A 13,183-nucleotide genomic window follows, 5' to 3' on the forward strand; every position below is an offset into this window, starting at 1 on the left:
TCCTGCTCAAGCCAACACGGGCGGCAGCAACGGCACCAGTGCCTGCCGCTGCCTGGTGGCCTCGCCCAGCAGTGCAAAACCCAGCAAGGTGCCGTCAGCAGCAACGAAGCGGGCATCGACAGCTGTTTCGCTGGCATCCACCTGCCATTCACCCTGCGCGCCGACTGCTGGTGGCGATACCACGGTTGGGCATGCGGGGGTTTTCACCAGCACCGGCATGGCCGGGTATTTGATCTCGGTGTCGTTGCCTGCCAGCGTGGCCGCCAGCGCACGGGCCTGCTGCATGATGGGCAACACGAACGGCAGGGATAGCCCGTTCACTTCGGCGGTATCGCCAACCGCGTAAATCGCCTGGTCCGACGTTTGCAGCAAGCGGTTGACCACCACACCGCGCTCCACATGCAGGCCGGCGGCCTGCGCCAGTTGCGTGCGCGGGCGCAGGCCGATGGCGGACAACACCAGATCGGTTTCCAGCACCATGCCGTCGGCCAGCGTGACGCGGTAGCCGGTTTCCGCCTTGTCGACCGCTGCCGCGCTGACACCCAGGCGCAAATCCACGCCAGCCGCAGCCAGCTTGCCGGCCAGGTAATTACCCGCCTGCTGCGGCACCAGCCGGGACAGCGGCCATGCAGCCACATCCAGCACCGTCGGCTTGATATCGCGCGCCAGCAGGTCATTGGCAAACTCGCAGCCGATCAACCCTGCACCCAGGATCACCACGCGCTGCACGCCTTCGAGCTTGCCGGCAAAGCGGGCGTAGTCATCCAGATCGTTCACCGACAGGACGTCATCAGCGGCATTGCCTGCCAGCGGCAGGCGCAGCGGATCGGCACCTTGTGCCAGCACCAGTTTGCCGTAACCGAGCACACTGCCATCATCCAGCCTGATTTCATGCTTGGCGACATCGATTGCGCTGACGCTACGGCGATTCAGGATGGTGGCGTTCAATTCTTCCGCCATTTTTTCCACCGGTTTCATCACCAGCATGTCGGCGGTTTTCTTGCCGGCCAGTGCATTGGAGAGCATGGGCTTGGAGTAAAAGCCGCCGCCGTCGCGGGTAATCAGTGTGAGCGGTGTGGCGGTATCGAGCTTGCGGACCTCACGGGCAAGGTTGTAGCCGGCAAGGCCGGTGCCGATGATGACGATGGGCGCTGTCATGGGAATCCTCTGGTTGGCTGCCGCGGCAGCCCGATCTGGGTAATGTGGGGTATCGGTTGCTGCTGATCAGCCCAGGAAGCTGACACCGGCAAGGCCGGATGCAAGCACCGCCTGGCGGATCGCCTCGACAGCGCCGGTGCGCGGGAAGTTCTTGCGCCACGCCAGGATCACGCGCCGCGTGGGTGTTTCACCCGCAAACGGCCTGATCGACAGCAGCGCATCATCCGCCGCGGTAATCGACGTGATCGGCAATACCGTCACACCGATGCCACCGGCGACCATATGCCGGATGGTGGTGAGCGAGCTGCCCTGCAAGGTGCGCTGCAGGCTGCCGGCCGGCAGGCTTTCGCGGTTCAGGTCCGGGCAGGTTTGCAGCACATGGTCACGGAAGCAATTACCCGGCGAGAGCAGCAGCACGTTTTCTTCCGCCAGCTGGTTGGCATCGATGGCCTTGAGCTTCTCCCACGGGTGGCCCTTGGGGGTGGCAACCACGAAGGGCTCATCGTACAGCTGCAGCGTGCTCACGCCGGTTTCGAAGAACGGCTCCGCCACGATGGCAACGTCGATCTCGCCCTGCTTGAGCATCTCCGCCAATCGGCCGGTGTAGTTCTCTTCCAGCAGCAGCTGCATTTGCGGCGCTTTGTCGCGCAGTGCCGGGATCAGGCAAGGCAACAGATAGGGGCTGATGGTGTAGATGATGCCAAGGCGCAAGGGGCCGGCCAGCGGGTCTTTGCCCTGTTCGGCCAGTTGCTTGACCACCTGCACTTCTTCCAGCACCCGCTGCGCCTGTTCCACCACGCGCTCACCGGTGGAGGTCAGCGAGACATCACCGGCAGAGCGCTCGAACAGGGTAACGCCAAGCTCGTCTTCCAGCTTTTTCACTGCCACCGACAAGGTAGGCTGCGACACGAAGCAGCTTGCCGCAGCGCGGCCGAAATGGCGCTCACGCGCAACGGCAACGATGTAGCGCAGCTCTGTCAGTGTCATCGCCACCATCCCTTGCGAAGTTCACGCACACGCAACGCGCACAGCACGATGGCGGCAACAAACAGCCCGAAGCAGGCCAGCAGCACCCACACCGGCATGGACAGGCCAAGTACGGTCAGGTCGATATTGCTGCACTCGCCCACCGGGCGGATCAGCGCGGCAAACCAAGATGGCCAGAACGGATCATTCAGGTTGATGGGGAACGGCAGGCTGGGCGCGCAACTGACGGTGACATCCTTGGGGCCGTACTGCAACAGCACGTGCTTGGCGGCTGCGAATGCGCCACCCAGCGATGCAATGCTAGCCAGCGCGCCCAGCACATATACGCCACCGCGGGTTTTGGGCAGCCACACAGCGGCAAGCAAGGCGATGAAACCATAGCTGATGATGGCAATGCGCTGATAAATGCACATCAGGCACGGCATCAAGAAATTGTAGTACTGCTCGTACAGCGCATAGCCGATCATGCCGGCACACGCCAGGGCCAGGGCGAAAAAGCCCGCACGCCATCGCAACATGAAAACACTCCATCGATTGGTTTTTTCAATCGACAGCGATTGTAGCAGCCTCGTCAGGAAGTGGATGTGCTTTTGGGCTTAATCCCAGAAAGGATTCGATGGCACGGCGCTGCGCCATCGCATCCTTGTAACCCAGCTGGATCAGCGCGCGCGTGTATTCACCATGGAACATCAGGTAGCTGGCCACCACCGAGCCCTGGCGGCGGAATGCCCCCAGGCCGGACAGCAAAAAGCGCAGCCCCGGCGGGAAAGTGGATTTGTGCGGAATCGACAAGCGCTCCAGCGGTTGCGAAGGCGCAATCGACAACACCTCGATCGGCTGCAGCTCCAGCTGGTTGGCCCCCTCCGTTGGCAAACGCGTCAGCGTGCGGTTGATGCGGGTCAGCCGCTCCAGATCGGTTTCCATGCTGTCGAGGAATACGCTATTCATCAGGTGGCCCGCCACCTGCGCCAGCGATGGATAGGCATCCGTCCGCTGGCGGCTGCCGCCTTCGTCATCCTGCGGTGCCACGCCCACCACCAGCAACTTGCGCGCGCCCAGGTGGATGGCCGGGCTGATGGGCGCAATCTGCCGCACCGAGCCATCGCCGAAATACTCGCGACGGATACGCACGGCAGGGAACACCAGCGGAATGGCACTGGATGCCATCAGGTGATCCAGCCCGATCTCTACCGGCACGCCGATGCGCTTGGCGCGCCGCCATCCCTCCAGCGTGGCGGCTGCCTGGAAAAAACTCACCGATTCGCCCGAGGTATAACCGGATGCGGTAATCGATAACGCAGCCAGGCAGCCTTTTTCTATGCCCTGTGCGATGCCTTCAAGCTCGATCATTTCTGACAGCAGATCACGCAGCGGCGCGTTATCCAGGAAGCTGCGCGGGTTGAATCGACCCATGCCACCGATCATCAGCGAAATCACCCAGTGGCCAGCGCGGCGGAACAGCTGCAGAAAGCCCGCGCGGTACACGCGGTCTGGCGTCAGTGCCCCCCATGCATGCACCAGCTTGAATACGCTTTTCTTGAAATCGCATGAGCCAGCGGCCAAAGCAGCGGCGTTGATCGCCCCGGCGGAGGTGCCGCAAATGATGGGGAATGGGTTCGGCGCATGGCGCGGCAACAGCCGCGCAATCGCCAGCAATACGCCCACCTGGTAGGCCGCGCGTGCGCCCCCCCCCGACAGGATCAGCCCGGCAGGCACAGAGGATGTTTGCTGAGAGGGGGTCATGAATGCCGCGCCTTGCCTGGATTCTTACTTGTTATAGCTTGACGTTAGTTTTTCTTACAGCGCTTCGCAACCATGCACCGCAACATGACGGTGCCCTACCCCATAGATCATCTTTGCGACATTCGGTATAATCGATTTTTGCCGCCTAAGGATTGCGCCCCATGCGTATCGTTCAGAAAGCCCTGACCTTCGACGACGTCCTGCTCGTTCCCGCTCATTCGAATGTTCTGCCGCGCGACGTTTCGCTCGCCACTCAATTGACCCGCGATATCCGTATCAATCTGCCGCTGCTTTCCGCCGCGATGGATACGGTGACCGAAGCACGCCTCGCCATTGCACTGGCTCAGGAAGGCGGCATCGGCATCGTGCACAAGAATGTCCCCGCAAAAACCCAGGCGCAGGAAGTGGCCAAGGTAAAACGCTACGAATCGGGCATCGTCAAAGACCCGATCACCGTACGCCCCGACCTGCTGGTGCGTGACGTACTGGCCATTACCCGCCAACACCGCATTTCCGGCCTGCCGGTCATCGATGCGACTGGCCAGGTAGTGGGTATCGTGACCAACCGCGACTTGCGTTTTGAATCCCGCCTGGATGTACCGGTATCATCGATCATGACGCCGAAAGAGCGCCTGATCACCGTGCGCGAAGGCGCCAGCATTGAAGATGCGCGCGAACTGATGCACACGCACCGGCTGGAACGCGTGCTGGTGGTGGACGATGCGTTCCGCCTGAAGGGCCTGATCACCGTCAAGGACATCATCAAGAAGACCGAGCACCCGAACGCTGCCAAGGATTCGGCCGGCCGTTTGCTGGTGGGTGCTGCTGTCGGTACCGGCGGCGATACCGAAGAGCGCGTGGCGCTGCTGGTTGAAGCCGGTGTGGACGTGCTGGTAGTCGATACCGCCCACGGCCACAGCCAGGGCGTGCTGGACCGCGTACGCTGGGTAAAAACCAACTTCCCGCAGGTGCAGGTGATCGGCGGCAACATCGCCACCGCCGCCGCTGCGCTGGCACTGGTTGAAGCCGGTGCGGACGGCGTGAAGGTGGGCATCGGCCCGGGCTCGATCTGCACCACGCGGATCGTGGCTGGCGTGGGCGTACCGCAAATATCGGCCGTATCGAATGTAGCTGAAGCACTCGCTGGCACTGGGGTGCCACTGATTGCCGACGGCGGCATCCGTTTCTCTGGCGATATTTCCAAGGCACTGGCAGCCGGCGCGCATTGCGTGATGCTGGGTGGCCTGTTTGCCGGTTGCGAAGAAGCGCCGGGGGAAGTGGAGCTGTACCAGGGCCGCTCTTACAAGAGCTATCGCGGCATGGGCTCGCTGGGCGCCATGCAGCAAGGCTCGTCCGACCGTTATTTCCAGGAAGAAAACACCGCCAACGTGGAAAAGCTGGTGCCGGAAGGCATCGAAGGCCGCGTACCGTACAAGGGCCCGCTGACCGCCATCGTGCACCAGCTGGTTGGCGGCATCCGCTCTTCCATGGGCTATGTGGGCTGCGCCAGCATCGCCGACATGCACGCCAAAGCCGAGTTCGTGCAGATCACCTCTGCCGGTATCCGTGAATCGCACGTGCATGATGTGCAGATCACCAAGGAAGCACCGAACTACCGTATGGAATAAGCAGCAAGGTCCCGAGCTGACTTGCTGCTTGCAATGCAGCCAAAACCCCGTATTCCTTCACAGGATGCGGGGTTTTGGTTTTTTGCGGGCGGGTGGTTCATGTCAGCACCCGCCCTTGACGCTGATTTCCCTGCAGTGCGGAAGTAACTGGCTACTTTCCTGTCCGACGGTTCATCCCCGCGTTCGCGGGGAACAGCTCATTCAGGTCGAGCGCTTCGGCGGCGTAGTCGGTTCATCCCCGCGTTCGCGGGGAACAGGTCAGCTCGCGGCCGATGTTGTCGATCTGCAGCGGTTCATCCCGCGTTCGCGGGGAACAGGATCACGAATACGCCCAAGACACGGCCAGTTCCGGTTCATCCCCGCGTTCGCGGGGAACAGATTACCTGCTGAGCGCCTTGGGCGCCGGTGGGCGGTTCATCCCCGCGTTCGCGGGGAACAGAGCATTGCGTTCACCAGGCCGCCATAAGGCGCTGGTTCATCCCCGCGTTCGCGGGGAACAGCTCGACCATATCGCGAGACAGCCGGTCCAGCCCGGTTCATCCCCGCGTTCGCGGGGAACAGCCCGGAATTTTCTTTCCCGCTAATTTAGAACACGGTTCATCCCCGCGTTCGCGGGGAACAGATCTTCACCGTCAATTCCACCTGATCTTTTTCCGGTTCATCCCGCGTTCGCGGGGAACAGGATGACGCAACAAGAAGCGGACGTAATGTCCAGCGGTTCATCCCCGCGTTCGCGGGGAACAGCCCACCATTGCCACCGCCGTGCCAACAATCGCCGGTTCATCCCCGCGTTCGCGGGGAACAGCGGAACAGCCACCAAAGGCACCGGGCTAACAGCGGTTCATCCCCGCGTTCGCGGGGAACAGTGCCTGTGTACCGTATTTCATGACGAAAATACCGGTTCATCCCCGCGTTCGCGGGGAACAGTACGCCTGCCAATCAAGCGCATCTGACAAGCCCGGTTCATCCCCGCGTTCGCGGGGAACAGATGACCGCCACGTATCGCGCCAAAGTCGTTGGCGGTTCATCCCCGCGTTCGCGGGGAACAGATGAGCAAGCCTGCGTAATAACGCATGGATACCGGTTCATCCCCGCGTTCGCGGGGAACAGGGCATCCTGATAGGCAATCTGGCCACCCTTCCCGGTTCATCCCCGCGTTCGCGGGGAACAGACTAAAACCAAGTCATTGACCCATATAGATTATTATGGACCTCGAAATACTACCAAGCTTTCAAGCTTGCTTTCACACACTACGGATTTTTAAAGAATGTCGCTACAAGCGTGGGTTGAACCACTCCGCATTGCTGCAAAAAAACAGCAACTTGCTAGCGTGAGCCCCCACCGGGGTTATCGGTACTGCTCTGGGCACGCCAGCGGATGATTCCCTTCAAGCAGCACTATCAGGGGATCGGTAAAGCAGATGCCTGGTAATCATCCGCAGATACAGGCAGCAATGCCTGCAAGGCAATCGGCACCCTTTCGCTCCATGACAATATCATCCCTTATTCAGCAAAAATGCAAGTCCAACACCATTCATTCTTGCCAGTGCAAGGGCAGGTCAATGTCTGGCGAATGAATCACCTGAAAACCTGCCCAGCGCACTGCTTTTGACACATCGGCAGCTTGCAGAAAGCGATCAATGCAAGAGAAACTAACCCGGGCTTTGTAGCAGCCGGTCAATGCGGCAAATACCGATCCCGCTTGCGCCAACAATCCAGCCTGCCTGATTACAATACCCACTGCCTATGCCTGGTTCCATCCAGATTGCCTTCTATACGCCCGACCAGCTGGAAACCACGGTCGATCTGCTGCACGACATGAGCGTGCATTACAACGGCAGCAATGCATCCGGCCGGGTTGCGATCAGCAACAATCTGCAGCAAGCCATACTCGGCCCGCAGTCGGGTGTGCAATTGCTGATCGCTGCCGAGGAAGGCAAGGCGCTGGCGCTCGCCACGCTGTCCCTGCTGTACCCGGCACCGAAGGAACGTGGCCAGTTGTTCATGAAGGAGCTGTACGTGCACTCGGCTCACCGCAGTACCGGCCTGGGGCAACTGCTGATGCAATGGGTAGCCCGGTATGCGGTAGCGCAAAACTGCCTGCGTTTTGACTGGACCGTGGATACGTCCAACCCGGGCGCAATCGCGTTTTATCACTCGCTGGGTGCCACGCAGGTGACAGACAAGCTTTATTTCCGCCTGGGAGGTGAAGATTTGCTGAATTTCAGCAGCTCATCCTGATCAGCAGCAACACCCGCATCCACTAAAAACCCATGCAGAGACCCTATGGAACCTGTCGCAAAACACCTTGCCTTTCATGCATCCATTGTCCTGCTGCTGGGCCTGCTGTTTGGCGCACCCTATGCCAAGGCGATCAAGCGTGGCGCAGAAGCGCATATCGTGCGGTCGTGGCAGGTAGCGCACGTCAGCCTGCCGCTGGGGGCAACGTTGATGATTGCCACATCCGCCATCCTTTCCTCGCTGGCCGTTGGTACGGCCACCAAGTGGGCACTGGCGATTGCGCTGATCGTGTCCAGCTATTCGTTCTGCGTGGCGTTGCCATTGGGCGCGCTGCTCGGCCACCGGGGTTTGTCGTCCAGTGGGCCTATCGGCGCCAAAGTCGTTTATGCGGGCAATCTGCTGGGCGCTTGGGCATCGCTCGTTGCTGCGGTGATTCTGGTTTATGCCTGTTTCATCTCGCTCTGAATATCAACCGCGATCACATCGGGATTACGCTGCAACCGGCCTCAGGCTTGCTGTAGCGTTCCCCCAAACTCTGGATACCCCATGGAAATCCCGCAATCCGCTGCCTTGCCGGCCCTCAACCTGAAAACCGTTGAACTGAAAGCCTTCCTGCCTGCGCAGGACTATGCATTGTCGCAAGCCTTTTATCAGGACTTGGGCTTCACCATGGCGTGGGATGGCGGCGACCTGGCCTATTTCCACCACGAGAATGTGAGCTTCTTGCTGCAGAACTTCTACGTGAAGGAGTTTGCCGAGAACCTGATGATGCATCTGCTGGTCGAGGATGTGGATGCATGGTGGAGCACGCTGCAAGCCAGCGGTTTGATCGACAAATACGCAGTCAGGACGGTGCCGCCACAGGATCAACCATGGGGCATGCGCGATTTCGTGATCATCGATCCATCCGGCGTGCTGTGGCGCATTGCGCAGAACACGGATTGACGGGCAAACCAGTGAGCGATTGATCAGCGACCGGCCGCTCATCAACCGGCCAGCAAGCGGTAACCCACACCGGTTTCGGTCACGATGAAGCGCGGCAGCGCCGGCTCATCTTCCAGCTTCTGGCGCAAATGGCCCATGTAGACGCGCAGGTACTGGCTGGATTCCGAATGTGATGGCCCCCATACCTCGCGCAGCAGCTCTCGGTGGGTCAGCACGCGGCCGGCATGGCGGATCAGGGTGGTGAGTAGCCGGTATTCGATGGGGGTCAGGTGCACGGGTTCGCCGGCCTTGAATACCATGCGCGCGGCCAGGTCGATCTTGACATCGCCGAAGGCAAACTCGCTTTGCGCAGCTGTGCCCTGCCCGCTATGCCGGCGCAGCAGCACCCGGATACGCGCCAGGCATTCGGCCACGCCGAACGGCTTGGTCAGGTAGTCGTCGGCCCCCGCATCCAGCGCGGCTACTTTTTCACTTTCCTGTGCGCGGGCAGACAACACCAGGATGGGCAACGCACACCACTCGCGCAGCCTGCGGATCACCTCGACGCCATCCATGTCCGGCAGGCCCAGGTCCAGGATGATCAGGTCCGGCTTGCGGGTGGCTACGTCCACCAGGCCCTGCTTGCCGGTTTCCGCTTCGTGTACATGGATGCCTTCGGCCTCCAGCGTGGTGGAAAGAAAACGCCGTATCGGCTTGTCGTCTTCGATCACCACGATATTGATCGGTGCGTTATCCATACATCAGGCTTCCGGCAAGGCGGGCGGGTTGCCCGCCGGCAGGGTAAAAGTGAATGCGGCGCCATGCTTGCCGCTGTCTGGCGCCAGATTGTGCGCCTGGATCGTACCGCCGTGTGCCTCGATGATGGTGCGGCAAATCGCCAGCCCCAAGCCCACGCCGGGGGTGGCCGATTCGCTCTCACCGCGTGCAAACTTGGCAAACAGTTGCTCGGCGCGGCCCGCCGGCAAGCCGGGGCCATCGTCGCTGACGGTTACTTCAATCATGCCGCCGCTGTGGCGGGCCGCAATCGTCACCACGCTGCCGGGCGGCGTGTACTTGGCGGCATTTTCCAGCAGATTGACGAACACGCGCTCGATCAGTACCGCATCGAATGCCAACATCGGCAGGTCTGCCGGCAACGCCACCTTCAGCACATGCCGCAACAACACGGATTCAACCGCACGCGCAGCACTGCCGATCACCTCATCCAGCAACTGCCACGCCTTGTTGAGCTTCACGCCCGATTGCAGGCGTGCCATATCCAGCAGGTTGATCACCAGCCGGTTCATCCGCTCCGCTTCCTGGCGGATTGCTGTAGTCAGCTCCTGTTGTTGCTCGCCATGCACATGGCCGGCCTCCAGCAAGCTGGCCAGCCCCAGCAGGCTGGTCAATGGCGTGCGCAGATCATGCGATACCGCCGACAGCACGCCGTTGCGCAAGCGCTCGGCTTCCATGGCCACGATGGCATCCTGCGCCACCTCCACGTAATGCACCCGCTCCAGCGACAGCGCAATCTGGCTGGCGCAGGTTTCCAGCAGGCGTTGCTGTTCGGGCTGGAAAATCTGCTGCGCTGCGCCTGCTGCCGCCATACGGGGAATCAGCGCCAGCACCCCGCGTACACGCATCGGCGCGCGCAGCGGCAGGTAATGCGCGACACTGGCCGGCAAGGTGTGCGTGCCAAGGCCAGCAGGCTGCTGATGATCGAACGCCCATTGCGCCAAGCCAGCATCGAAGGCACCACCCTCGCCCGCTGCCTGCAGTTTATCCATGCTGTCGGGCACGAATAATTGCACGTCCGACTGGAACAAGGCAGCCAGCTGGCGCGCTCCGATTTCCACCACCTGCGGCGCGGTCAGCGCGCCAGCCAGCTCACGCCCCAGCTCGTAAAGCGCGCGCGTGCGGCGTTCACGATAAGTCGCCACCGTGGCTTCGAAGCGCAAGCGCGCGGCCAGTTGGCCGATGATCAAGGCCACGGCCAGCATCACCACAAAGGTCAGCAGGTATTGTGTATCGCTTACCCGCAGCGACATGCGCGGTGGTACGAAGAAAAAATCGAACGCGCCCACACTGGTCACCGCGGCCAGCGCCCCGGCACGCCGGCCGAAGCGGACGGCAACCAGTACCACCGCCAGCAGATACAGCATCGCCACATTGGCCAGATCGAACATATCCACCAGGCCGGCGGCGATCAGGCTGGTGATGCCGCAGGCAGCCAGCGCAGCAACGATGCCATAACGCTTGCGGCGCGGGGTGCCGGTATCGAACAACATGCTGCGTGCCGGGCCGGTGGCGGCGGGCTTGCCATCGTCCAGCTCGTGCGCCACCACGTAGACATCCACATCCCGTGCGGCATGCGCCAGGCGCTCCGACAGCGGTTGGCGCCATAGCCGGTGCAGCATGCCGCGCTGCGATTTGCCCACCACCAGCTTGGATGCATTGCGGCTTTGCGCATACGCCAGCAAGGTAGCCGGCAGATCCACACCGGCCAGCACACTGGTTTCGGCACCCAGTTCCTGCGCCAGCTTGAGTGCCTTCAAGGTACGTGCACGCTCTGCCTCGCCCTGGCGCTGCAGGGCGGGCGTTTCCACGTAAATGGCCAGCCAGTCCGCGTGCAGGCTGGCGGCCAGGCGCGCACCGCTGCGCACCAGTTTTTCGGCACAGTTACCCGGCCCCACACACACCAGCAGCCGTTCGCGCGCCTGCCACACCGGGCGGATGGACTGATCTGCCCGGTAGGCACGCATTTGTGCATCCACACGGTCTGCGGTACGGCGCAGTGCCAGCTCGCGCAGCGCCAGCAGGTTGCCCTTGCGGAAAAAGTGCTGCGTAGCGCGCTCTGCCTGCTGCGGCAGGTATACCTTGCCGGCCTGCAGCCGCGCCAATAGCTCATCCGGCGGTAAATCCACCAGCGTGACTTCGTCTGCGGCATCGAATACCCTGTCGGGCACGGTTTCGCGCACCACGATGCCGGTGATCTGCCCGACGATATCGTTGAGGCTTTCCAGGTGTTGCACATTGAGCGTGGTGTAGACATCGATGCCCGCAGACAGGAGCTCTTCCACATCCTGCCAGCGCTTGGGGTGCCGACTGCCGGGCACGTTGGAATGCGCAAACTCGTCGATCAGCATCAACGCCGGCTTGATCAGCAGCGCGGAATCCAGATCGAACTCCGGCAAGCGCTTGCCCCTGTATTCGATGTGCCGTGGCGGCAATTGCTGCAGGCCGGCCAGCATGGCCGCCGTTTCTGCCCGGCCATGCGTTTCCACCACACCTGCCACTACCACCGCGCCCTCGCGCACTTTGGCCTGCGCGGCGGCCAACATCGCCCAGGTCTTGCCCACCCCGGCACAGCCGCCGAAGAAAATCTTCAGGCGGCCACGCGTAGCCTGCGCTTCGTCGCGCTGGATTTCTTCCAGCAGCTGATCCGGATCAGGCCGGTACTCACTCATAAGCTGCCTTGCACGCTGCAAGAACGCCCTTTATAAAAGAACGGTTTCAAACCATATGCTCGCTCAAACATGGACACGGAAACGATAGCATCGTTGATGGGTAACGACATGTTCATGGCAATGCTTGCCTTTTGTGTGTGGATATTCGTCCGTGGGCGTCGCGAGCAACGTCTCATACCCCGCTGCTATGGCTACGGTGGCTTGCTCGGGCATGCAAGAAAACGCATCCTCGCAAACGGCAAGACAGCGCCAGGCGGTTATTGCAGCCATGAATGCCGGCTGAACCGCTACCAGCGTATTGCCCTAGCGCTTGCATTAAGGGTTGCCATGGTTGCAGCTTTATATCCGTTCGCCGTCATCTGGAACGCCATGCCCTGATCGTCGCCGTTCAATGCGTGGAAGCGACATCCAGCGCCATATTCAGCGCCAGCACATTCACCCGCGGCTCTCCCAATGCACCCCATTGGCGTCCGGTCGTATGCGCATCGATCAGCGCCTGCACTTCAACCGCGGCCAGCTTGCGCACGGCGGCAACGCGGCCAAGCTGGTATTGTGCGGCTGCCGGGCTGATGTCCGGATCCAGCCCGCTGGCGGATGCGGTAACCAGATCTACAGGTACCGGCAGGGTATTGGCAGGGTCGGCCGCCTTCAGCAGCGCAACGCGTGCCTTGACTGCATCGGCCAGCGCCGGATTGGTGGGCCCCAGGTTGGAGCCACCGGATGCGCCAGCGTTATACGGCATCGGGCCGGTGGCAGATGGGCGGCCCCAGAAGTAAGCGTTGCCGGTGAAGTTCTGGCCAATCAGGCTTGAGCCCACCACCTTGCCATCGCGCACCAGCAAGCTGCCATTGGCTTGCTGGGGGAATGCCGCTTGCGCAACGCCGGTAACGATGGCCGGATAGATCACGCCGGTCAGCACGGTCAGCAGGCCGAACAAGACCAAAGCCGGGCGAATTTGTTGTTTCATGATGCAATTCCTTTTCATAAAAGCGGTTGAAGCGATGCTTGGCTTGCCCGATACACCGGGCCAGCCAAT

13 protein-coding genes and 1 CRISPR repeat array are annotated in these 13,183 nt (G+C 61.5%); of the genes, 5 read left to right on the forward strand and 8 right to left on the reverse strand.

Translation table 11 applies throughout. From position 1 onward, the window contains the following. Nucleotides 1–6: 6 nt before the first annotated feature. The 4 genes from IGB42_RS00735 to IGB42_RS00750 form a co-directional block, all read right to left on the reverse strand. Nucleotides 7–1,158: an NAD(P)/FAD-dependent oxidoreductase gene (locus tag IGB42_RS00735; protein WP_159665172.1), complete on the reverse strand. Its 1,152-nt coding sequence runs from the start codon at nt 1,156–1,158 to the stop codon at nt 7–9. A gap of 66 nt (nt 1,159–1,224) precedes the next feature. Continuing rightward, nucleotides 1,225–2,145, reverse strand: coding sequence for a LysR substrate-binding domain-containing protein (locus tag IGB42_RS00740; protein WP_159665175.1), 921 nt, complete (start codon nt 2,143–2,145; stop codon nt 1,225–1,227). Then, nucleotides 2,142–2,663 carry a disulfide bond formation protein B gene (locus IGB42_RS00745; RefSeq protein WP_159665177.1) on the reverse strand — a complete coding sequence of 174 codons (522 nt, stop codon included), beginning with the start codon at nt 2,661–2,663 and terminating at the stop codon, nt 2,142–2,144. The genes IGB42_RS00740 and IGB42_RS00745 overlap by 4 nt, the downstream gene beginning before the upstream one ends. A gap of 25 nt (nt 2,664–2,688) precedes the next feature. Then, complete coding sequence (locus tag IGB42_RS00750; protein WP_159665179.1) at nt 2,689–3,888, reverse strand: patatin-like phospholipase family protein; 1,200 nt, start codon at nt 3,886–3,888, stop codon at nt 2,689–2,691. Between the two features lie 161 nt (nt 3,889–4,049). Here IGB42_RS00750 and guaB point away from each other — a divergent pair, with 161 nt between their 5' ends. Continuing rightward, the gene (gene guaB / locus IGB42_RS00755) at nt 4,050–5,516 is read left to right on the forward strand and encodes an IMP dehydrogenase (protein ID WP_159665181.1); all 1,467 of its coding nucleotides are present in this window, start codon (nt 4,050–4,052) and stop codon (nt 5,514–5,516) included. A gap of 167 nt (nt 5,517–5,683) precedes the next feature. After that, nucleotides 5,684–6,687: direct repeats of the CRISPR family, unit length 29 nt; unit sequence CGGTTCATCCCCGCGTTCGCGGGGAACAG. Nucleotides 6,688–7,049: 362 nt separating this feature from the next. Here the strand turns inward: guaB and IGB42_RS00760 are convergent. Further along, entirely contained in the window at nt 7,050–7,256 is a 207-nt protein-coding gene (locus IGB42_RS00760) for a hypothetical protein (protein WP_159665183.1), read from the reverse strand. A 5-nt stretch (nt 7,257–7,261) separates the two neighbouring features. Between IGB42_RS00760 and IGB42_RS00765 the strand changes: the two genes are divergently transcribed. From IGB42_RS00765 to IGB42_RS00775, 3 genes are all read left to right on the forward strand, one after another. Continuing rightward, the gene (locus IGB42_RS00765) at nt 7,262–7,756 is read left to right on the forward strand and encodes an N-acetyltransferase (RefSeq protein WP_159665185.1); all 495 of its coding nucleotides are present in this window, start codon (nt 7,262–7,264) and stop codon (nt 7,754–7,756) included. Nucleotides 7,757–7,801: 45 nt separating this feature from the next. Continuing rightward, the gene (locus IGB42_RS00770) at nt 7,802–8,221 is read left to right on the forward strand and encodes a hypothetical protein (RefSeq protein ID WP_159665187.1); all 420 of its coding nucleotides are present in this window, start codon (nt 7,802–7,804) and stop codon (nt 8,219–8,221) included. Between the two features lie 81 nt (nt 8,222–8,302). Further along, a complete protein-coding gene (locus IGB42_RS00775; protein ID WP_159665189.1) occupies nt 8,303–8,701 on the forward strand; it encodes a VOC family protein in 399 nt (132 codons plus the stop codon). Between the two features lie 41 nt (nt 8,702–8,742). Here the strand turns inward: IGB42_RS00775 and kdpE are convergent, their stop codons facing one another. Next, nucleotides 8,743–9,438, reverse strand: a complete 696-nt coding sequence (kdpE, locus tag IGB42_RS00780) for a two-component system response regulator KdpE (RefSeq protein WP_159665191.1) — start codon at nt 9,436–9,438, stop codon at nt 8,743–8,745. A 3-nt stretch (nt 9,439–9,441) separates the two neighbouring features. Then, the gene (locus IGB42_RS00785; protein WP_159665193.1) at nt 9,442–12,147 is read right to left on the reverse strand and encodes a sensor histidine kinase KdpD; all 2,706 of its coding nucleotides are present in this window, start codon (nt 12,145–12,147) and stop codon (nt 9,442–9,444) included. Between the two features lie 69 nt (nt 12,148–12,216). Between IGB42_RS00785 and IGB42_RS00790 the strand changes: the two genes are divergently transcribed. After that, nucleotides 12,217–12,525, forward strand: coding sequence for a hypothetical protein (locus IGB42_RS00790; protein ID WP_159665195.1), 309 nt, complete (start codon nt 12,217–12,219; stop codon nt 12,523–12,525). Nucleotides 12,526–12,535: 10 nt separating this feature from the next. Here IGB42_RS00790 and kdpC read toward each other — a convergent pair whose 3' ends face one another. Then, nucleotides 12,536–13,114, reverse strand: a complete 579-nt coding sequence (gene kdpC, locus IGB42_RS00795) for a potassium-transporting ATPase subunit KdpC (protein WP_159665197.1) — start codon at nt 13,112–13,114, stop codon at nt 12,536–12,538. Between the last annotated feature and the right edge of the window lie 69 nt (nt 13,115–13,183).

It is taken from the genome of Andreprevotia sp. IGB-42 (genome assembly GCF_009848685.1).
Taxonomy (GTDB): domain Bacteria; phylum Pseudomonadota; class Gammaproteobacteria; order Burkholderiales; family Chitinibacteraceae; genus Andreprevotia.

Bases quoted from the DNA above. Each gene is read 5' to 3' on its own strand.
- IGB42_RS00735 (WP_159665172.1), bottom strand. From the start codon at position 1,158: ATGACAGCGCCCATCGTCATCATCGGCACCGGCCTTGCCGGCTACAAC.
- IGB42_RS00740 (WP_159665175.1), bottom strand. From the start codon at position 2,145: ATGACACTGACAGAGCTGCGCTACATCGTTGCCGTTGCGCGTGAGCGC.
- IGB42_RS00745 (WP_159665177.1), bottom strand. From the start codon at position 2,663: ATGTTGCGATGGCGTGCGGGCTTTTTCGCCCTGGCCCTGGCGTGTGCC.
- IGB42_RS00750 (WP_159665179.1), bottom strand. From the start codon at position 3,888: ATGACCCCCTCTCAGCAAACATCCTCTGTGCCTGCCGGGCTGATCCTG.
- guaB (WP_159665181.1), top strand. From the start codon at position 4,050: ATGCGTATCGTTCAGAAAGCCCTGACCTTCGACGACGTCCTGCTCGTT.
- IGB42_RS00765 (WP_159665185.1), top strand. From the start codon at position 7,262: ATGCCTGGTTCCATCCAGATTGCCTTCTATACGCCCGACCAGCTGGAA.
- IGB42_RS00770 (WP_159665187.1), top strand. From the start codon at position 7,802: ATGGAACCTGTCGCAAAACACCTTGCCTTTCATGCATCCATTGTCCTG.
- IGB42_RS00775 (WP_159665189.1), top strand. From the start codon at position 8,303: ATGGAAATCCCGCAATCCGCTGCCTTGCCGGCCCTCAACCTGAAAACC.
- kdpE (WP_159665191.1), bottom strand. From the start codon at position 9,438: ATGGATAACGCACCGATCAATATCGTGGTGATCGAAGACGACAAGCCG.
- IGB42_RS00785 (WP_159665193.1), bottom strand. From the start codon at position 12,147: ATGAGTGAGTACCGGCCTGATCCGGATCAGCTGCTGGAAGAAATCCAG.
- IGB42_RS00790 (WP_159665195.1), top strand. From the start codon at position 12,217: ATGGACACGGAAACGATAGCATCGTTGATGGGTAACGACATGTTCATG.
- kdpC (WP_159665197.1), bottom strand. From the start codon at position 13,114: ATGAAACAACAAATTCGCCCGGCTTTGGTCTTGTTCGGCCTGCTGACC.